The organism is bacterium (genome assembly GCA_004322275.1).
Lineage (GTDB): Bacteria > Desulfobacterota > Deferrisomatia > Deferrisomatales > BM512 > SCTA01.
The window spans coordinates 1-19,630 of sequence record SCTA01000016.1 but is presented as its reverse complement, the minus strand read 5'-3'; the positions used below and the strand labels follow the sequence as shown (position 1 = coordinate 19,630).

Below are 19,630 nucleotides of genomic sequence, written 5' to 3'. Positions count from 1 at the left end.
CCCCTCACGCCCCCGCCGCAGCGACCGGTCGCTCGTAGAGCGAGCGGCTCCTTCCGGGCCGATTTCTTGGGTACTTCTTTCTAAAAGAAGTACCAAGGGGAGTGGGGCAGAGCCCCACAACTATTGAACTACATTAATGTTTTGGCGGATTTTCGCTTCGCTCAATCGCGACCTACACGCTAAAAGAAGTACCCAGGGTGCGGGGCGCGCCAAGCCCCGCTAGCTGTAAAAGTGCGAAGCACACAAAGATAAGTCACTGGATTCCCGCCCTTCGGGCGAGAATGACGGGTTATTTCATGGTTTCCCGCCTTCGCGGGAATGACGACCGAAGAATGGTGCGTTACGCCGCTTCGCGGCTAACGGCACCCGCGAAAAGCCATAGACCGTTGGGCTAAAGTCCATCCCACATAACTATCCGAACCATACATGCAGACAATCTGCCTTTAGAAGAACATGAAAAAGCCGTTGATGAAGTAGACTACCCCCACCGCTCCGAGCGAGGTTCCGGCCAGCCAGACCATTTTCTTTTTGAGCAGCGCGGCGATGGAGGAGAGCAGGATCGCTATCTGAAGGTAGATTACAGCTATCCCGAAGGTCTGCCCATGCTTCTGGGCGTCGTTGCGCACCTCCTCAAACCTCTTGGCCTCCGCCATTATCTCCTTTTGCTCGGCCTTGTAGGTCTCGACCTTGCCCGCGTACTCGTCAATCAGCTTTTGGTACTCGACAAGGGCGGCGGGGGTCAGCTCGGTCCCTTCGGTCTTCATTTCGAGGCGGAGTTTGTCCATCTGGAGGTCGTAAAGGTAGCTCTTTATCGACTTTGCCTGGTAGAAGGCCCACTGGTCGGAAGCCTGCGTCTGGCTCATGACGGAGCGGGTGGAGTAGCCGCCGCCCCTGAAGGTGGAAAGGGTGGCGCAGACGGCCAGAATTACTGTGGTGAGGGCCAGCCAGTTGAGCCAGGGCTCCTTTTTGTCCTGAGACATTTGCCAATACTCCTGAATACAGCCGGTCGAGGGTTGCTTTGATGGGCTGATAAATTGCCACAAAGACATTGCTTTGGGCAAGGCGCTCTTTAATGGTCTTACCTTGCCAACCGAATCCCCCTACTCTAAAATGCGAAAAAGGCGCATTATCGGGCGGTTAACTCCGCTTTCACCACTCACGGGAATCGAATGGCCCTTCGCCGTATAATCTGTTTGCTGCTGTTGCTTCTGGCAATCGCCCCTTTGGCTTTTTCGGCGGAGGGCAAGCCCGCCCCTTCGCGCGTTGCCGAGGTCTCCTACAAGCGCGACGGTAACGGCTTTCTCACGGTGGATTTCACTGTGGAAGGGCTGATGGACGGCAGGCTGAAGTCCACCCTCGACAGCGGCCTTCCTGTGCGCTTCACCTACACGGTGCGCCTGCTTCGCCTCGACAGGGGGCTCTGGGAGGGGGACTCGGTCTTTCTCACCTTCGAGCGGGTTCTGGAAAAGGACAACCTCAAAAACCGCTACATAATGAGCGACGGCGACAAGAAGATAAATTACGGCGCGGTGGAGGAGGCGCTTGGGGCGATGAGCAAGGTCGAGGGGCTGACTGTATGCGAAGCCACCCGCCTCGATACGGATTCAAAATACCGCTCCGAGATACAGGTAAAGTTCGAGGAGTTCCGCCTTCCCTTCTTCCTCCACAGGTTTTTGCCGCTCGTCTCTCTGGGCGACCTTAAAACCCCCTGGCGGAAAGACTCCCTTCCCCCGGAACTGTACCGATGAGCGCGCCTTCCCCCAAAAAGATAGCGACCATAAGACTGCTAACCAAGAAGAGGGTGGCGGTCACCGGCCTCCTCATAGTATGGCTGATCCTCACGGTCGCCCAGTGGAGGATGTTCCGGGGCGGCATCGGCGGCTCTCCCGCCGAAACCACCATCGCCTTCGGCCTCATAAACCTGAACATCGTCGTCATCCTGCTCCTTTTGTTCCTCTCGCTTCGCAACGTCGCGAAGCTCATTGTCGAGCGAAAGCGCGGAGTGATGGGGGCGCACCTCAAGACCAAGCTGGTCCTCGCCTTCCTCGCCACCACTGTCATTCCCACCACTCTTCTCTTCCTCGCCAGCGCCAGCTTTCTTTCCCTCAGCGTGGACAGGTGGTTTTCGCAGAGGGTGGATCAGGCTCTCAAGAACGCCATCGACGTGGCGAGGTCCTATTACGGCAGTGAGGAGCGGCAGGTGGCGTGGGCGGGAAGGGCGCTTGCCGACCGCCTCGAGAGCGAAACGCAGGCGAACCCCGGCGAAAAAGAGGTGACGGAGCTTTTAAGGCCCGAGCTTGCCTCTCTCGAAATTCACCATGTGAGTCTCGTGCAGAAGGGCGCTGGAAAGATCTCCGTCAACGGAGACAAGGCCCCGGCGCCGGCCCCTGTTGACGCCGAGAGCGCCGAGATACGCTCGGCCTTCGCCCAGGGGACGGCCAACAGCCTTATCGTGCAGGCCCCGGAGGGGAATTACCTGCGCTCGATAACGCCGGTGATGCGGGAGGGCAAGGTCGCGGCGGTGCTCCTCGTGGACCGCTACATGCCGGTCTGGACCCTCCGGAGACTGGAGGAGATACGAAACGGCTTCGAGGAATACAAGCAGACCGAGCTTCTGAAAAAACCGATCAAGGGCAGCTACATCCTGCCGCTCCTCTTCGTCTCGATACTGATTACCTTCGCGGCCATCTGGTTCGGCTTTTACCTCGCGAGGACGATAACCGAGCCTATAGGGGCGCTGGCCGACGCAACCCACCGCATCGCCGTCGGCGACCTCGATTTCGAGCTTCAGGTCTCGACCGGCGACGAGATGGGCAAGCTCGTTCAGGCCTTCAACCTGATGACGAGAGACCTGCGCGAGTCACGGGCCCACGTGGAGGCGGCGCAGGAGACGCTTAGGGGCACAAACGCGGAACTGGACGCCCGGCGCATCTACATGGAGACGGTACTGGAGAGGATAACCGCCGGGGTGGTGGGAACCGACCCTTCGGGGGTGATCACCGCGATAAACCACTCCGCCGTAAAGCTCCTCGGCATCTCCGGGGAGGCCGAAGGGCTCTCCTACAAGAAGGTTCTTTCGGAAGAAGTGAGGAAAATCGTAGAGGACGTCTTCGCGGAAAAGAGAAAAGAAAAGGCGGACGTGGTGCAAAAGCAGGTCGTGCTTCCCGGCGAGGTCTCGGGGCGCACCGTCATGGCCCACCTGACCACCCTTCGCGGCGACGGGGGGGCGATTCTGGGCCACGTCCTCGTCCTCAACGACCTTACCGACCTCGTACGGGCCCAAAAGGCGCAGGCGTGGCGCGAGGTGGCCCGCCGCGTAGCCCATGAAATCAAGAACCCGCTGACGCCGATACAACTCTCGGCGCAGAGGCTAAGAAGGCGCTACGGCGAGCTGCTCGAAACCCCCGACGGAGAAGTCTTGGACGAATCCACCCGCACCATCATCACCCAGGTGGACGGTCTCAAGTACATGGTCAACGAGTTCTCCCGCTTCGCCAAGCTGCCCGAGTCCAAGCCCGCCCCGGCCAGCTTCAACCCGGTGGTGGAGGAGGTCGTCTCCCTCTACCGCACGCCCCACCCCGACATAGAGTTCGACGTGAAGCTGGCGGAAGACCTCCCGACCATAGAGATTGACGTGGAGCAGGTGAAGCGGGCGCTGGTAAACCTGATGGACAACGCCGTGAGCGCCCTCGAAGAGGTGGACAAGCCCCGGATAGAGGTAACGACAGGCCACGACCCCGAAAGGGAGGTGATAAGGCTTACCGTCGCCGACAACGGCCACGGCCTCACCTCCTCGGCGAAGGAAAAGCTCTTCGAGCCCTACTTCTCGACCAAAAAATCCGGAACGGGGCTCGGCCTCGCCATAGTGAAGACGATCATGGAAGATCACAGAGGCTACGTGCGCGCCGTGGACAATCCGCCGCGCGGCACCCGCTTCGTACTGGAATTCCCCTTGCCCGGAGCCGAAGCATGAGCCGAAGAATACTCGTAATCGACGACGAAGAGGCGATACGGCAGAGCCTGTCCGCCATCCTGAAGGACGAGAAATACGAAGTCGCGCTCGCCGGGAGCGGCGAAGAGGGGCTGGTGAAGATAGAGGAGGAGGACCCCGACCTCGTGCTCCTCGACATCTGGCTTCCGGGGATCGACGGCCTCGAAACCCTGGAGCGCGCCAAGGAGCGCTTCCCCAACCTTCCCATAATAATAATGTCCGGCCACGGCACCATAGAGACCGCCGTAAAGGCCACCAAGCTCGGCGCTTACGACTTCGTGGAAAAGCCCATCAACCTCGACAAGATACTCCTTGAGATAGAAAACGCCCTCGGCCTCACCAAGCTCCAGCAGGAAAACCTCTTTTTGCGCGACAAGCAGAAGCGCGGCAAGGAGATGGTCGGCGACAGCGCGGTCCTCAGGGAATTGAAGGAGCAGATTCGCATAATCGCCCCCACCCGCGCTTCGGTGCTGATAACCGGCGAAAACGGCACGGGGAAGGAGCTTGTCGCCCAGTACATCCACGCTCTTTCCGACCGCGCCGAAGGCCCCTTCGTGGAGGTCAACTGCGCCGCCATACCGGAGACGCTCATCGAAAGCGAGCTCTTCGGCCACGAAAAGGGCGCCTTCACCGGCGCGGCGGCGAGAAGGCGCGGTAAATTCGACCTCGCCGACAAAGGGACCCTCTTTCTGGACGAGATCGGCGACATGAGCCTGAGCACCCAGGCCAAGATACTGCGCGTCTTGCAGGAGATGCGCTACGAGCGCGTCGGCGGCAGCCGCACCTACGAGGTGGATGTCCGCGTCATCGCCGCAACCAACAAAGACCTCGAAAACGAGCTAAAGGAAGGGCGCTTCCGCGAGGACCTCTACTTTCGCCTCAACGTCATCCCCGTAAACCTCGCGCCGCTTCGCGAAAGGAAAGAGGATATCGGCAAGCTGGCCGAATACTTCCTCGCCAAGGCCTCCGCCGACTACGGCTTCGAGGCCTCGAAGCTCTCCCCCGAGGTGGTCGGAGTCCTGACCGAATACGAATGGCCCGGCAACGTCCGGGAGCTTAAAAACATCGTCGAGCGCATGGCGATAATGACGCGGGGCGGCAAGATAGGCGTCGAGCACGTCCCCCCCGTGATCAAATCCACCGCGCTCGCCGCCCAGAGCTACTTCTCTTACAAAGACGCCCAGCTCAAAGACGCAAGGCGCGAGTTCGAGCGCAGGTATCTTCTCGAACACCTCGAAAAGAACAACTGGAACGTCTCGCAGACGGCGAACAGGGTGGGGTTGGATAGGTCGGGGTTATATAAAAAGATGAAGGAGTTGGGAATAGAGGTGGAGGGGGAATAAGGGTTTTTGTCCGGCTTCCTCTTTCGGCGAAGGGCTGCGTCGTTTCTCGGGCGCGGGTCTTGGCGTATTCCCGATACTGCCTGCGACCGCGCGCCCTGCGGGCTCCTTGCCCTTCACCGAAATAGTGTGCCGGATTGAAAAGAAAGTGCCGAGGGAAAAACAAAGAACACGTTATTCCCGCGACTTGTCCTCCGTAGCTTTAGCGAAGGGGGAAGGCTGGAATCCATGAAACAACCCCGTCATTCTCGCCCGAAGGGCGGGAATCCAGCGACGTTTTTCTGTATCCGGGTAGCAACTGAATGCTATTGACGCAGTGCGTTTCTATGCTAATTAATTCGTATAGAATAACTTTCCGTGAGCTTAGCCGCCATGTCGTATCAGGCTTTTGAGAAAGGTTGGAAAACATGAGGTATTCGCCCAGGTTTTTCCTTACGGTAACCGCAATCCTGCTCACGGTTTCGTGCGGCGGAGGAGGCGGCGGTGGCGGCGGAGGAGGCTCCAACACCAATACCTATTATCAGGACCTCGACGGCGACGGTTACGGCAACCAGGCCAGTTCGACAACTGCAACCACTCAGCCGGAAGGCTACGTTTCCAACGCTACCGACTGCAACGACTCCGAAGCGGCGGTAAGCCCCGTGGCAACTGAAATTTACGACGAAATCGACAACAACTGCGACGGCTCCACCGACGAGGGTTTCTCTACCTTCTACCAGGACGCCGACGGGGATGATTACGGCAACCCCGCCGTAACCGTCGTCGCGGCCACTGCTCCCTCCGGTTACGTGGCGAACAGCCTGGACTGCAACGACTCCGACACCGCCATACACCCGGGCGCCGCCGAATTGACCGACCTCATCGACAACAACTGCAACGGGACGGTAGACGAGGTATTGACCACCTATTACCGCGACCAGGACGGAGACACCTACGGCGATCCCGCCGTCACGACCAGCGCGGTCTCGCAGCCTTCCGGCTACGTTCTAGACAATACCGACTGCAATGACGCCAGTGCGGCGGCGAACCCGGCTGCGACCGAGGTTTTTGACGGCATCGACAACGATTGCGATGGCTCCACCGACGAGGGGTTCCCGTCCGCCTTCCTCGGGCTAGGGGAGGACGGAGCCGCGACCGCTCCCGCGACGATCACCGACGCGGGCAACTACACCCTCACGCTTGACGCCGGCGCCCGTGTGGTGTTGGCGGGCGTTGACGGGACGTATACACCGCCGGCCCCCGGCGACGAGGTGGTTCTTTCGATCGTGGAGGATGCCAGCTCGATCACCCTGCCTGCGGGGTTCACCGCACTTTCTAATTTCAGCGTCGTGGTCACGGTCAACGGCATCGAGCGCGAAGCCTCCTTCTGGAACGACACCTCGGGCACGGGGGAGGCGGGGCTGACGGTGTCGATACCGGTTCCCGAAGGCTCTCTCGCCGATGGGGCCACGGGAATTCTCTATTCCCTCTCATCCGGCACCCCCAGGAAAGTCGGTACCTCGGCCGTCACCGACGCAGCCGCGGCCATGCCCCGGCCAGCCGATCTTGCCGCAAGGGCGGCGAGGCCGCTGGCGGGAACCACCTCCGGCTCGCAGGAGATGAACTTCGACGTCCCCTACTCCGGCGCCTACTCGGCGGGAGGAAGCGGCGGTGGAAGCGGCGGCGGGCCGGCTCCTTCCGGCACCTTCTCAAGCACCGTCACCATAGCCGACCAGGGGTGCGTCACAGTCGGCTCGGTCGAGGTCTGCGGCCCGGCGAGGGTCGACAGGCTTGAGATAACCGAAGAGAGCACCGCCGAGATCCTCGGCTCGTGCAATTTCGGTACAAGCAGTTCGGCCACCACCGGCGTCTTGCCGCCGGGTTACCAGTTCTGGTGCGAAAGAGGCCCCATCGCGGCAGACGGCTCAACGGAGATCAAAATCTCTTCCAAGCAGGCCAACCTGCCGCTGGTGCACGTCTATCTCGTGCGCGACAGCGACGGAATCCCCATGTGGGAAGCCTATGCCAAGGCTCTTGTCCTGACCGGACCCGACGGCGCGACTTACGCCGACCCCTACCAGCAAAGGGATTTCGAGTTCGCAGGCACCAAGGAGTTCTACTTCAAGAGCAAGGAAGGCACCTACGACGACATGCGCCAAGACGCCTACCAGCCCATCGTGGACGCGGGCTACGAGACCCAGCAGCGCAATTTCGAGGCTACCTCGCCGGGCTACAAGGTCGAGGTAGACGCCCATGACACCCTCGACGCCCGCATAAAGATCGAAGAGGACGTGGTAAAGACAAAGCGCTGGAAAACCGGTGCGCAGGGCGAAACGAAGGGGAACAGGGGGTATTACGAGAAATCCGACGGCTACAAGGGCACCATTAAAGCCACGGCGACCATGCCCATAATCGGCACCAAGGTCTGGGAGATAACCGGCGACATAACCTTCACCAAAGACCCCGACAGCAGCAGTCCCGGACGGGACTGCTACAAGGTGACGGGCGGCACCATAACGCAGATCGCCTACACCTCGCCCAACCCCGCCTGCACAGGTTCGCCGGCATCTTTCACCGACACCTATCCGGCGGACACTTCCGACGGCCTGCTCTGCGTGAATTCCGAAGCGGACCCGGCAACCTACATGGCGGGCGCCTCCATCTCTTCGAGAACGCCCCTCCTTGAGCACCAGTACTCCCTTTGCTGCCCAGGGATGCCCTGCGAATCCCAAACACTGACCACAGGCGCGCAAGAGCACGAATGGCTCAACACGGGGACCTCGGAACAGACCGCGCAAGCGGACGGTTCCATGGTGGGCTCCTATGCAATGCCTCCCTACAGCACCCCCGCCTTCGAGTGGGATATAAAGCCCGACACCACGGCGGCCCCGTAAGCGGTCAGTAACTGACAAAGCACAAAACCAGGGGGCTTCCCGAATCGGGAAGCCCCTTAAGGCTGTTGACAAAGCCGCGTAGGGTGGGCTCGCTGTAGTGCTGCTGTCTCGCCCTTTCGCTCCGGGATTCCTCGCCGGGAACGGAAAACCGCGCCGGGGAGCCTGCCCCCGGATGAATCTACCGGGGGTCATTTCCGCGACTTGTCCTCCGTAGCTTTAGCGAAGGGGAAGTCGGAATCCATGAAACAACCCCGTCATTCTCGCCCGAAGGGCGGGAATCCAGCGGGGAAATTTCAATGCGGTGAATAGTGAGTTATGCCTACGGCTAACGCCCCTACGAAACTACGGCTAACGTACCCTAAACTCGATGGTGGTTTGTTTACGTCAAGCGCAAAAACTAGGTAAGGGAGTACGTTAAGGAATAATTCAATGATGAAACGACCTTATTCATATAATCCATTTCGTCTAAGTGAACGCCTATCTAAATTTACTGTTTATTCACATATACCCCAACAGAGCGTTGCAGATCTGCCTCCTGCACCATCTTCAAATTTTGATAATTACATTTTTCCAGATAGATTTTCTACTCCAGTGGAGAACGAATGCTTTTATTACCTACTGTGCCATGGATTACCAGAAGCCGATGGACAATATGCTCATCCAATTTTGAAAATGCAACTATTTCGCGGTGATACAGATCCCGGTGTGATTTTGATGGTCTGCCGTTATTTTGACCCCAGACCAGAAATTACTACTCCAGACAAATACGTTCCAATTAAGGCCTATATCGAAGCCGTCCGACGGCTCTTAACTCCTGAATCTAAACATAATTCGGTGGGTAGTATTTATTGGGACAAATCGCAACCTACTAGAGCTACGGTATTATATGCAATTAGTCCACTAATAGAATGGTTTAACCCAGTTGTGCATGTGCTTAATTTAATGTTGGATATTGTACTGGATGTAGAAGATGAGTATGGACAACTATTAAAAGAGCATGTTTCCACTGATCAAGAAGCAATTAGGCAACTAGTTCATGAAATACGCAATCTGCCTATTGGTTTTGCAGAAGCTTTGCAGAGCGAATATAAAATTAAGCTAAAAGATAAAATAGGGTATGGAGGAACTTCTGTTGTTTTCACTGGCGAGTTGGATTTAAGGCCTATTGTTGTAAAAATATTGCTCCCCGATGTGCGGTTTATTGATGTAGAGCGCTTGAAAAGTCGCTTCAATAGAGAAATTAAAATCACAAAAACACTATCTGCAAGTGGTGTAACCCCGATTTATCACAGTAGCGGAAGTGCGTTAGGGGCTAAATTTATGGTTCAAGAACGTGTTTGCGGAGCTTCTTTATTCAAAATGTTAAAAGAAGAGGCGATGCAATGGAGTGTTTCACGCAAATCAGAAGTTATTTGTGCACTAGTTGATGCTGTCGGCAGAATACATAAACACAAAATCATTCATCGCGACATATCGCCCAAAAACATTATTATTAAAAACGATGGCTCATTGTCCATTATAGATTTTGGCGCAGCTGCTTATATCGGTAGTAAAACTGAAAATGTTATTTGTTCTTTTAAAACAAGTCACTTAACTCTTCCACATGATAGACTGGGTTCATTGAAATATGCTGCACCAGAAGCCCGTGATCGTCCTTCTGATGCAACAGAAAAATCTGACATATTTAGTATTGCAATTATTGGGTATGAGCTTTTTCTTGGATGCAATATCGCAGGAAATCTTCCAAAATTAGATCACCTCTTGAGAGTTGATTCCAAACTTTCGGAATTTTTGTATAATGCCGCCTCTTGGGATCCTAACTCAAGACCTGCTTTGGCAACATTGAAAAACTAAGCATAAGAACTTTTCTTCTATCTTCCCCTTTTCTCCACTTCCGGCTTTTTGCCGGTGATTTTCTTTATGGCTTCGGCGGAGGCTTCGGAGACTTTACGGTCTTTGTCGGCGAGGGTTTTTTCGAGGGCGGGGACCGAGTCTTTGCCGCCGACAAGGCCGAGCTTTTCGGCGGATTCGGCCCTTACTTCGGGAGAACTGTCGGCGAGCATCTCTTCGAGGCTCTTTACCACTTCGCGGCGCAGCCTGTCGGCCGACCGCGTCATTTTCATCCTCTGGGCGCGGTCGAGAAGCTCCCTCCCCAGTTTCGTCGCGTCGAGCCTTACGCGGCTGTTCGCGCTGCCGAGGGCCTTTTCGATTACCGCCATCGTCTCCTCCAAGAACTTTTCGGCCCGTTTGCGGTTCCAGAGGTTTCCCTCCCCGGCGTAGTCCATGAAGGTGTCGAGCGCGACGCGGATTCCCTGCATGCCCCGGTCCCTTTCGCGGGAGTTGTAGGAGTTCAGCGCCTTGCCGAAGATCTCGGCGACCTTTTCCAGAGCGTCTTCGAGCGAGTCGTCGGCTCCGAGGCTGACGTTCAGGCGGGCGATGCCCCGAAGAAGAAGGTTGAGGCGGCGGTAGGCGTCCCTGTCGCCCTCGTCCTCCAGCTTTTCTATGGTGTTCATCAGGGCGGTTTCGGCGCGGTCGCGGCCGCTGAAGCTTTCGAGCCCGAGCGCGGTGGCGTTGATAAGGTCGGTGAGGTAGACGGAGGGGTCGCGAAGGCCGCTTGAAGCCGCCAGCCCCTGGCCGAGCAGCAATTCCAGCGTCCGCCCGGCCGCCCCGGCGACTTCGCTGTCCTTGTCTTCGAGGGTTTTAACGAGTCCAGAGAGAAGCTCCCGCCGCTCAAAGTCAGGCCTCGCTTCGAGCCCCACCGGCAGGAATTGGAGGGCCTCCCGCCTCGCGAGGGGGTTTTCGCTCGAAAGCCCGGCGAGGATGTCGCGCGAGTGCGTCTGCTGGGCGAGCGCGCCGGAAGAGAGAGCGAGGACGAAAAGCGCGAGAAGAAGCTTGGCGAGTTTTCTCGGACCCCTGGAAGTCATGGATAATCCCCGGCAAGGAGTTAACTGCATTTAAACTATAAATCCGTTTCGGAGTAATGCAAAATCCCTCTGGCATATCTCAGTTCTTCCCCGAAGTGCGTTTTACCGCCTCCTTCGTCTCCTCGCTGAAAGGCAGGAGAACCAGAAGAGCCTTGTACCGGACGTTTGCTTCCTCCCGCTTTCCACTTTCTTCGAGAAGCTTTGCGTAGGCGAAAAGGGTTTTCGGGTTGTTCGGCTCCATCTCGGCAGCCCTTTTGAAAAACGGGGCCGCCTGGTCGAGCTGGCCGGATTTGTAGAGGGCGACGGCGTAGTTGAAGTTGTTCTGGGCGCTCAGGGGGTCGAGCTCCAAGGCGCGCCGGAAGAGATCCATTGCCTCCTTTTCGCGGCCTGAGCGGGCGAGAATTATCCCTAACTCTCTTTTTATCTCGGGATTTTGGGGCTCGATATTTTCGGCTCTGGACATATCCGCCCTCGCACCCTCGAAATCGCCGCTGGCCGCCAGCAAAAGCGCGGAGTTGAAGAGCGCTTCCCAGAAGTCGGGGTCGATCTGGCTCGCCCGCCTGTAACAGACCAGCGCTTTGTCGGGGTTCCCGATTTTCTTTTGCACCGCCCCGAGGTTGAACCACGCCTGCGCGTCTTCGGAATAAATGTTGATGGATTGTTCCAGGGCCGCTATCGCTTCGCCGGTCTTCCCGGTATCCGCCAGAAGTATCCCGAGGTTGCGAAGCGCCTTGTAGGAAAAGGGGTTTTTCTGCAGGGAGCTTTTGTAGAGTTCAATCGCCTCGGGGTATCTTTTCTCGTCGTAGTAGGCGTCGGCCAGCAGTCTCTCCGCGAAATGGGTAGCCTTGGTTCTCACGTTGTATTCAAAGAGGGTAATGCCGTCCTTCCAGTGCGTGAGCTGCCTGCCTGACATGACGCCAAGGGCGGCGAGGCAGAGCAGCCCCGCCACGGCCGCAACTTTCCTCGCCGTCTCCCTCTCTACAATAAAAGCGTCTATACCCCAGACGAGGAGGATGGACATCCCGATCGCCGGGTAATAGGTGAGGTGATCGGCCACGGTGTTCATGCCGAGCATGACCACGCCGCTGACGGGAAAGACCCCGGCGAGGAACCAGAGCCACCCTGCCGTGACGGCGGGGACGGCCTTTAGCATGCGGAAAGCGAACCAGGTTGCCGCGGCCAGAAGCATAAAGGTCAGCAGCGCCGGAAACCATTCGAGCCACCCCGTGGTTGCGCCGTCTTCTATTATGAGGTTTGCGGGCCAGAAGATTATTTTAAGGTAGTGCAGGTACGTCGTCGGGATGATCAACACGCTCCGCTCAGGCGGCAAAAAGTCCGATTCCGCACGGTTGCCGGCTGTAAGGACGAGCGCTGTGATCGAAAAGAGGGCCGAGAGCGCGAAGAAAGGGAGCTTCTCAAGGACAAGCTTTTTAAGTTTCTCCGGACGCGGTTCGCCGTCGAATCTTCCGAGAGGCCAGAGATCCAGTATGAGAAGTATCACCGGAGTTATCACGACGATCTGCTTTGAGGCGAGCCCCGCGAACATAGCCGCCAGCGCGGCCAGGTACCACTTCGCCGAGGTTTTCCTTACGTATTCGAGATACGCCAGCAGGGCGAGAAGGAAAAAGAACGCCGAAAGCACGTCCTTTCTCTCCGAGACCCAGGCCACGGATTCGACGCGGAGGGGATGGAGCGCCCACAGCCCCGCCGCCAGAAAACTCTTCCAGGGAGAACCCGTGGCCCTGTAGAGAAAGGAGAAGAGTAAAAGGACGTTGAGGAGGTGGAGTATGGCGTTCGTCCGGTGAAAACCGCCTGCGTTTGCGCCATATATCTCGGCGTCCGTCATCAGGGAGAGCCAGGTCAGCGGCATCCAGTAGAACTGCTGGACTTTGGTCAGGGCGTCCTTCACTCCCTCTGGGGTAAGGCCGCCTTTGACCATGTCGTTCATGGTGACGTACTCGTGGTCGTCGAGCTTGATGAAATCAAAGCCGGACACGGGCGCGTAGAGAAAACCCACGGCCAAGAGCAGCGCCAGCCCCATCAGGAGCGGCAGGCGCTTGCTTTCAATAAAATTCATCACTTCAGAACCTTTGCCTTTTCAAGATCCGCTCCCAGTTTTTCCCTCGCCAGCGACGCGAAATCGCTTTCGGGAGCAAGCCTTAATATTTCCCTGTACTGGCTCATGGCCTCGTCTTTTCGCCCCGCCCATTCCAGCATGACTCCGTAATTATAGAGTGAAGCCGCGTTTCCGGGGTTGAGGGAGAGTGATTTTTTGAAATAATACTCCGAGCGGGCGCTCTGGCCGGCCTGCAGAAGGGACATGGCCATGTAGCCGTTGTTTTCCGAGATGTCGGGCTCTCTCTCCACCACCAGAAAGAGATATTTCAGAGCCTCCTTCGGCTTTCCGGTCATGGAGAGGATTATCCCCATGTCGCGGTAGGAGGCGGTGTCGTCGGGGTCTTTTTTCAGCGCGTCCTCGTACAGCCTGAACGATTCCTCGTAATTGCGGGCCCGAAGGTGCGCCAGAGCGAGCATCCGCTGCGAGAAGATGTTTGGTTTCACGGAGTAGATGTATTTGAAGAGCGTTAGACCGTCCTTCCAGTGGCTCAACTGAACGCTTGAGACGGCGCCGAGGATGAGTATGCAGACGATACCGGTCGTCGCAGCGGCTTGCCGTAGCTTTATTCTCTCGCCGAGGAGGGAATCGGCTCCCCAGACGGCGAGGAAGGAAAGCCCCATGTGCGGCAGGTAGGTCAGGTGGTCGGCCACGGAGTAAAGACCGAGGGTTATTATGCCGCTCACCGGGACAAGAGCAAAGACAAACCAGAGCCATCCCGCCGTCACTGCCGGACTTTTTTTGACGGCCTTTACCGCCGCGAAAGTAAGTGCGAGGAAAAGAATCCAGCCGAGAACGGCCGACAGCCCCGAAAGGTGCGTGAAAGAGGCCGAGTTCTGGATTACCAGTTCCACCGGCCAGAGGGTCTTCCACAGATAATGGGTGTAGGTTGTGGCAATCTCGGCGAACCTTCCCGAGGGGGGGATGAACCGCTCGGGGTAGGGGGCTTTGGCGAAAGCGACGAGAGTTATCGCTGAAAACAGCGCCGAAAGCGCGAAAAAGGGGAGCTTCTCGGGAAGGAGGTTTTTCAGCCTTTCTGCAAAACCTTTCTCTTTGAACCTCTCCAGCGGCCACAGGTCTGCGGCGAGGAGGAGCAGCGGCGCAACTACTATCACGGGTTTTGACATAAGCCCCGCCGTAAAGGCCGAGAGGGCCAGCAAGTACCATCTTGCTTCGCCCTTTTTCGTCCATTCCAGCCAGGAAAGGAGACAAAGAAGGAGGAAGAAACCCGAGAGCATGTCCCTTCTCTCCGCTATCCAGGCTACCGATTCGACCCTGAGGGGGTGAAAAGTCCAGAGCGCGGCCGCAAGGAAGCTCTTCACGGGAGAGCCCGTCGCCCTGTAGAGAAAAGCGAAGAGAAGCAAGGTATTCAGGACGTGGAAGAGCGCGTTGGTGATGTGAAACCCGCTGGACTCCATGCCGAAAAGCTCCGAGTCCGCCATGAAGGAGAGCCAGGTCAGCGGCATGTAGGCTTCGAGCAGGGTGCGGGAAAAAACCTCTTTAACGCCCTCGACGGTCAGCCCGCTTCTGACGATGGCGTTGTCGATGACGAATTGCCCGTCGTCAAGGGTGATGAAGTCGTAGCCCGCTACCGGCGAGTAAAGAAGTCCCGCGCCGAGGGCGAGAAGGAGCGCAAGTATCAGGAGAAGGGCTTTGCTTTTGGCGGCGTCGCGCGCTGGGGAGGTCTCCGGCATGTTAACGTCCGCCCGCTAGTCTTGACGCGCGAAATCCATCTGCGCGGGAATGGGCTTGAAATCCAGGTCGCGGAGTTTTTCGTAGGCTTCGTCGGCTTCGCCGGTATTCGTATATCTTCCTACGTAGACCCGGTGGAATCTTTCTCCCCGAAGAACCACCGGATAGACCTCGGCCCTGCCGAAATCTCCCCGGAGCCCCTCGGCCAGCGCGACGGCGTTCTTCTCGTCCCGAAAGGAGCCCACCTGCCAGGCGACGAAATCGACCTTCGGCCCCGAGAGCGGCGCGCCCTCCTCGTCGATGGCTTCAAGCCTCACCATTACCGACCCTGTGCCGAGCATTCCAAGATCCCTGGCGAGAGTGAAGGTCACGTCCACTATCCGCTCCTCGACAAAGGGGCCGCGGTCGTTGACCCTGGCGGTTATCGTCCGGCCGTTGTCCAGCCGCGTCACCTTTACGGTCGTCCCGAGGGGGAGGGTCTTGTGAGCGCAGGTCCGGCCGTACATGTCGTAAACCTCGCCGCTGGAGGTCTTCTTCCCGTGAAACTTGTCACCGTACCAGGAGGCGTACCCCTCTTCGGTGTAGCCGTTGGCGGAGGCTATCGGAAAGTAATCCTTCCCGAGGACGCGGTAGCCTCCCGTGGGCGGGGCGATAGAGCACCCCCAAAAAGCGAAGGTAATGAGAGTTGTGGCGAGAAGACGCGGAAGATTCACCCTTTTCATCGTTACTCCCTGAAACGGAACCCGACTTCGATTACGTCGTCGGGAAACTCGGCCGGTATCGGCGGCAGCTTGCCCGCCCGGACGAAGGCCTTTAGCGCGGACTGATCGAAAACGGGGTTCCCGGAAGACTCCTCAATCCAGCTCTTTTGAACCGTGCCGTCCCTGGAGAGGACAACGGAAACGGTTGCAGAGAGTCCCTTCGCGCTCATCGAGGGGGGCAGTTGCCAGAACTGTCTCACGTTGTCCCAGAGCTGATTGTAATAGGAGGTGGCCCTCATTTGAAGCATTACGTTTCGCCCCGGCCCGCCGGACTCGCCGGACCCTCCCTCCATGCCGCCCTCGCCGAAGCGGGTGAAGGGCTGCGAAGGCGTTCCCTCCGCTACGGGTTTGACCTCTTCTTTGCCCGCGCCGGGCGCGCCAAGCCTCTGGCGCATCGATGCGATCGCCGAGTCCACGTCCCCCCCGGTGCGCCCTTGGGGAGCGCCGGAGGCAGCGGGCGAGGGTTCCCCGTGTTCCTTGCGAAAACCGGCTATCCTGTCAAGAATGTCCTTCTCGGTTCGGACAGGCTCGGTCGAGGCGATTCTGGCGTTGCCGGAGGGCTGGACGACGCCGCCCGGAAAAGTCTCGGCGGTGGCCGGAGTCTTCTGCGGCTTGCCGGACTGCGTAACCTGGTTTACAGGGGTCTTCTGGGGTTTTCCCGTTTGCACGGCCTGATTCGCGGGGGTCTTTTGGGGCAAAGTCCCGGAGAGCCTGTCCGCTACGGCGGCTTCTTTTGCCGGAGGTTGGGGGGGGGAGGGGGGAGAAGGTTTCGGCGATGAAGACCGGCCCGAGCCGGAGGATTTGAAGGCGGAGCCCCCCAGCTCTATCGTCTGCACGGGGGGAAAGACGATTTTCTCTCCGGTTCCGGTGGTCCTGATCTGCCCGGCGATAAGCGCCACGGCGGCGTGAAAGGCGAGGGATACCCCCAGGGCGACGCGAAAACCCTTTTTCCCGTTGGTTTCAAGGTTTCCGGAGGGGCGGGCCATTAAAATTTTTCCAGCGGCTCCGTGACCATCCCCAGCTTCTCGATCCCAGCCCGCTTCATCTGGGACATCACGTTAACAACCACTCCGTAAGGCACGTCCTTGTCCGCCCGCAAAAACGCCTCCTTGTCCGCCTTGTCTTTGTAGAGCGCCTCGACCTTCTCCGCAAGCTGGTCCATCGGTATCTGGGTCTTGCCGATGTAGACGGAGCCTGTCTTGTTTACCGAGACGATGAGGAGGTCGGTATTGGCGGGAAGCTCGGTAGCCACGATCTTCGGCAGGTTTACGTCAACCCCCTGCTGGATCATCGGGGCGGCGACCATGAAGATGATGAGCAGCACCAGCATGACGTCAACGAGAGGGGTGACGTTGATCTCCGCCATAGCCCCCCTGCGGTCGCCGGAAGGATTCATCGCCATCTATTGCCTCCTGCCGACGCTCTCGTGGTGCGCGACGATATTGAGGAACTCGGAGCGGAAGCCCTCCATCTCGGTGGCCATTACCTTAATAGAGTTGTTGAAGTAGTTGTAGGCGACGACCGCCGGGATGGCGGCGGCGAGGCCCGTGGCGGTGGCTATGAGCGCCTCCGAGATGCCGGGGGCGACGACGGCGAGGTTGGCCGAGCCCATCACCCCGATATCGCGAAAAGACTCCATAATTCCCCAGACCGTACCGAAGAGGCCGACGAAGGGAGCCGCGCTGGCTACCGTGGCGAGAAAGATGAGCATGGATTCGAGCCTTGCGGTCTCAACGTCCTGCGAGCGGCGAAGCGAGCGCTCCACGCTCTCGACGGTGCCCGAGGAGATTGCCAGATCGTCGGCGGCGACCCCTGTCTTGGCGTTCTTGAACTTCTTCCACTCCCTGTAGCCTTCGCGGAACATCTGGTTGAGGGGGGATTTTCTGAGATGCTCGGTCTCGTCCTGCGCGTGCTGGAAGCTGGAGGTGTTCCAGAAAATCTCCAGAAACTTCACGTTCTGCCTGCTCGCGGCGCGCAGGGTTCTGAACTTGTAAATAATCACAGCCCAGCAACCCACCGAGCAGGCGACCAGCAACAGAAGTACGCCGCCGACAACCAGCCCCGAGGAGAGCGCCATCGACAGAATCGATTGTGAACCGTTCATGATCTTTCGACTCCGGATATGAGTTTATCCAAAAAACGATTTGACGAAGATATTGGCCGAAGGGCCGGGTGTCAATCCGAAACGCCTTGTGGTAGAGTGGCCGGGTTAATAAAAGCCATAAAAAGGGGTGTTATGCAGGGGTTAGAGACCGTCTTCGCAGTTTTCGCCTTCGTTCTCGGAGCCATGGTCGGGAGCTTTTTAAACGTAGTCATCTACCGCCTGCCCCGAGAGGAGTCTCTCTCCACGCCCCCAAGCCGGTGCCCCGGCTGCGGTACGCGCATAGCTCCCTGGAACAACATACCTATAATAAGCTTTATTCTCCTGCGGGGAAAGTGCGCCTCTTGCGGCATAAAAATATCCCCCCGCTACCCCGCCGTGGAAACCCTCATGGGAGTGCTGTCGCTCTACCTCTGGACCCTCCACGGCGAAACGCCGCTCGCCTTCGGAGCCTACTTCGTCTTCCTGGCCGGGCTCGTCGCCGCCACCTTTATCGACCTCGACCACAAGATAATACCCGATTCCATAAGCCTGGGCGGAATACCCCTCGGCCTCGCGCTCTCGCACGTGACCGGAATAGGCTGGAAAGCCAGCCTCCTCGGGATAGCCGCCGGGGGAGGGATACTCCTCGCCGTCTCGCTCGCCTACCTGTATATAATGAAGAAAGAGGGGATGGGGATGGGAGACGTAAAGCTCCTCGCCGCCATCGGAGCCTTCCTCGGGTGGCAGGGCGTCCTCTTCACCATCTTCACCTCCTCCATCGCCGGTTCCTTCATCGGTATAATCGTATTGAAGATGAAAGGCGAGGGGAGCGACTACGAAATACCCTACGGCCCCTTCCTGGCCCTCGGCGCCACGGCGTATCTTTTCTGGGGGACTCGGCTGATCGACTGGTATCTGGGGAAGGTCCTCTGAGCGGCGGCCTTTTACCTTGCGCCATAACACATAGGGTTGCTCCCTGCCGCCGGGAGCGGGGAGGTACGATGAAAAAGATCACTGTTGCCATCCTGCTGATTGCGTTGCTGGCCGGATTCGCGAGGGCGGAGGGGGCTCCATCAAAACCGGTCGGCTACCCCTACATGGGGTTCGACAAACCCGGCGGCGTCACCTCTGTTGTCGGCTACGCCGCCCGGGGGTTTTTCCTGCTTGCCCTGATCACCCCTCTAATGGCGTTGCCGAAAGACCAGGGAGACGGCCTTAGCCTGACCTTTGGACTAAAGGACCTCGACAACAATAAAGACTGGGGGTCTGCGGGTAGTCAGGAGGCGATGATATTCCACGGCAATGTTACGCCCGAGGGGTGGCCGTTCGCCCTGTCCATCGATTACCTTCAAAGCTCTCACGAGAGCGAAAAACATTCCGGTTCGACCGAAGAGGTAGGGCTTGGCATTCGGAAAAAAGTCTTCGAGACGGAGCATTTCTCGGGTTTCGCGGGCGGCGGCCCGGCGCTGTTCGGTGCTGTGGAGGAAATTGAGGACCGGGAGACTTTAGAGGATTCAAAGGATCGTGACCGCGATGCTCTTGGGTTCTGGCTGGACGCGGGGTTGAGGCTGATATTCAGGACGCATTTTTCCGACGAGAGACCAAATCTCCCCATTACGTTGGGGGCGGATGTCCGGTACTCGAAAGCCAAGGTCCGTCTCTTCGGAGAAAAGAAAGACGCAGGCGGCCTCACCGCCGGATTCTCCATCGGTTCCGGGTGGTAGAACCGTGGGCGTGTTGGCCGCGAAGCGGCGTAACGCACCGATTCCTCATCGTCATTCTCGCCCGTAGGGCGGGAATTCAGCCTTTCTCTTTTTGTTTTCCCGTATGCGAAGTTTCTTCTGTTCTTC

15 protein-coding genes are annotated in these 19,630 nt (G+C 58.1%); 7 read left to right on the top strand and 8 right to left on the bottom strand.

The features are described 5' to 3' along the window. Positions 1-443: 443 nt before the first annotated feature. Entirely contained in the window at positions 444-980 is a 537-nt protein-coding gene (locus EPN96_04975; GenBank protein TAL17565.1) for a DUF4337 domain-containing protein, read from the bottom strand. A 189-nt stretch (positions 981-1,169) separates the two neighbouring features. Here EPN96_04975 and EPN96_04970 point away from each other — a divergent pair, with 189 nt between their 5' ends. From EPN96_04970 to EPN96_04950, 5 genes are all read left to right on the top strand, one after another. Beyond that, on the top strand, positions 1,170-1,748 hold the full coding sequence (locus EPN96_04970; GenBank protein TAL17564.1) for a DUF4390 domain-containing protein: 579 nt from the start codon (positions 1,170-1,172) through the stop codon (positions 1,746-1,748). Continuing rightward, positions 1,745-3,973 carry a HAMP domain-containing protein gene (locus EPN96_04965; protein ID TAL17563.1) on the top strand — a complete coding sequence of 743 codons (2,229 nt, stop codon included), beginning with the start codon at positions 1,745-1,747 and terminating at the stop codon, positions 3,971-3,973. The genes EPN96_04970 and EPN96_04965 overlap by 4 nt, the downstream gene beginning before the upstream one ends. Then, complete coding sequence (locus EPN96_04960) at positions 3,970-5,334, top strand: sigma-54-dependent Fis family transcriptional regulator (GenBank protein ID TAL17562.1); 1,365 nt, start codon at positions 3,970-3,972, stop codon at positions 5,332-5,334. The genes EPN96_04965 and EPN96_04960 overlap by 4 nt, the downstream gene beginning before the upstream one ends. Before the next feature lie 395 nt (positions 5,335-5,729). Then, a complete protein-coding gene (locus tag EPN96_04955) occupies positions 5,730-8,204 on the top strand; it encodes a hypothetical protein (GenBank protein TAL17561.1) in 2,475 nt (824 codons plus the stop codon). 429 nt (positions 8,205-8,633) lie between these two features. Further along, positions 8,634-10,058: a hypothetical protein gene (locus tag EPN96_04950; GenBank protein TAL17560.1), complete on the top strand. Its 1,425-nt coding sequence runs from the start codon at positions 8,634-8,636 to the stop codon at positions 10,056-10,058. 17 nt (positions 10,059-10,075) lie between these two features. On the opposite strand, the gene EPN96_04945 is transcribed toward EPN96_04950, so the two are convergent. Genes EPN96_04945 through tolQ form a run of 7 tightly spaced genes read right to left on the bottom strand, consistent with a single transcriptional unit; the run spans position 10,076 to position 17,780 of the window. Beyond that, on the bottom strand, positions 10,076-11,158 hold the full coding sequence (locus tag EPN96_04945; protein TAL17559.1) for a HEAT repeat domain-containing protein: 1,083 nt from the start codon (positions 11,156-11,158) through the stop codon (positions 10,076-10,078). 49 nt (positions 11,159-11,207) lie between these two features. Next, on the bottom strand, positions 11,208-13,205 hold the full coding sequence (locus EPN96_04940) for a tetratricopeptide repeat protein (GenBank protein TAL17558.1): 1,998 nt from the start codon (positions 13,203-13,205) through the stop codon (positions 11,208-11,210). Next, positions 13,205-14,938, bottom strand: coding sequence for a tetratricopeptide repeat protein (locus tag EPN96_04935; GenBank protein TAL17557.1), 1,734 nt, complete (start codon positions 14,936-14,938; stop codon positions 13,205-13,207). The genes EPN96_04940 and EPN96_04935 overlap by 1 nt, the downstream gene beginning before the upstream one ends. A 15-nt stretch (positions 14,939-14,953) precedes the next feature. Beyond that, the gene (locus EPN96_04930; GenBank protein TAL17556.1) at positions 14,954-15,658 is read right to left on the bottom strand and encodes a septal ring lytic transglycosylase RlpA family protein; all 705 of its coding nucleotides are present in this window, start codon (positions 15,656-15,658) and stop codon (positions 14,954-14,956) included. Between the two features lie 2 nt (positions 15,659-15,660). Further along, complete coding sequence (locus EPN96_04925; protein TAL17555.1) at positions 15,661-16,683, bottom strand: TonB C-terminal domain-containing protein; 1,023 nt, start codon at positions 16,681-16,683, stop codon at positions 15,661-15,663. After that, positions 16,683-17,099 (bottom strand): protein TolR, encoded by a 417-nt coding sequence (gene tolR, locus EPN96_04920; protein ID TAL17554.1) that lies wholly within the window; start codon positions 17,097-17,099, stop codon positions 16,683-16,685. The genes EPN96_04925 and tolR overlap by 1 nt, the downstream gene beginning before the upstream one ends. Beyond that, positions 17,100-17,780: a protein TolQ gene (gene tolQ, locus EPN96_04915; protein ID TAL17566.1), complete on the bottom strand. Its 681-nt coding sequence runs from the start codon at positions 17,778-17,780 to the stop codon at positions 17,100-17,102. Positions 17,781-17,933: 153 nt separating this feature from the next. Between tolQ and EPN96_04910 the strand changes: the two genes are divergently transcribed. Together EPN96_04910 and EPN96_04905 are read left to right on the top strand one after the other, a co-directional pair. Beyond that, a complete protein-coding gene (locus tag EPN96_04910) occupies positions 17,934-18,713 on the top strand; it encodes a prepilin peptidase (GenBank protein TAL17553.1) in 780 nt (259 codons plus the stop codon). A 68-nt stretch (positions 18,714-18,781) separates the two neighbouring features. Then, positions 18,782-19,504 carry a hypothetical protein gene (locus EPN96_04905; GenBank protein ID TAL17552.1) on the top strand — a complete coding sequence of 241 codons (723 nt, stop codon included), beginning with the start codon at positions 18,782-18,784 and terminating at the stop codon, positions 19,502-19,504. Positions 19,505-19,630 lie beyond the last annotated feature (126 nt).

Excerpts from the sequence above, each read along its gene's own strand:
- EPN96_04975 (TAL17565.1), bottom strand. The coding sequence starts at position 980 with ATGTCTCAGGACAAAAAGGAGCCCTGGCTCAACTGGCTGGCCCTCACC.
- EPN96_04970 (TAL17564.1), top strand. The coding sequence starts at position 1,170 with ATGGCCCTTCGCCGTATAATCTGTTTGCTGCTGTTGCTTCTGGCAATC.
- EPN96_04965 (TAL17563.1), top strand. The coding sequence starts at position 1,745 with ATGAGCGCGCCTTCCCCCAAAAAGATAGCGACCATAAGACTGCTAACC.
- EPN96_04960 (TAL17562.1), top strand. The coding sequence starts at position 3,970 with ATGAGCCGAAGAATACTCGTAATCGACGACGAAGAGGCGATACGGCAG.
- EPN96_04950 (TAL17560.1), top strand. The coding sequence starts at position 8,634 with ATGATGAAACGACCTTATTCATATAATCCATTTCGTCTAAGTGAACGC.
- EPN96_04945 (TAL17559.1), bottom strand. The coding sequence starts at position 11,158 with ATGCAGTTAACTCCTTGCCGGGGATTATCCATGACTTCCAGGGGTCCG.
- EPN96_04940 (TAL17558.1), bottom strand. The coding sequence starts at position 13,205 with ATGAATTTTATTGAAAGCAAGCGCCTGCCGCTCCTGATGGGGCTGGCG.
- EPN96_04935 (TAL17557.1), bottom strand. The coding sequence starts at position 14,938 with ATGCCGGAGACCTCCCCAGCGCGCGACGCCGCCAAAAGCAAAGCCCTT.
- EPN96_04930 (TAL17556.1), bottom strand. The coding sequence starts at position 15,658 with ATGAAAAGGGTGAATCTTCCGCGTCTTCTCGCCACAACTCTCATTACC.
- EPN96_04925 (TAL17555.1), bottom strand. The coding sequence starts at position 16,683 with ATGGCCCGCCCCTCCGGAAACCTTGAAACCAACGGGAAAAAGGGTTTT.
- tolR (TAL17554.1), bottom strand. The coding sequence starts at position 17,099 with ATGGCGATGAATCCTTCCGGCGACCGCAGGGGGGCTATGGCGGAGATC.
- EPN96_04910 (TAL17553.1), top strand. The coding sequence starts at position 17,934 with ATGCAGGGGTTAGAGACCGTCTTCGCAGTTTTCGCCTTCGTTCTCGGA.
- EPN96_04905 (TAL17552.1), top strand. The coding sequence starts at position 18,782 with ATGAAAAAGATCACTGTTGCCATCCTGCTGATTGCGTTGCTGGCCGGA.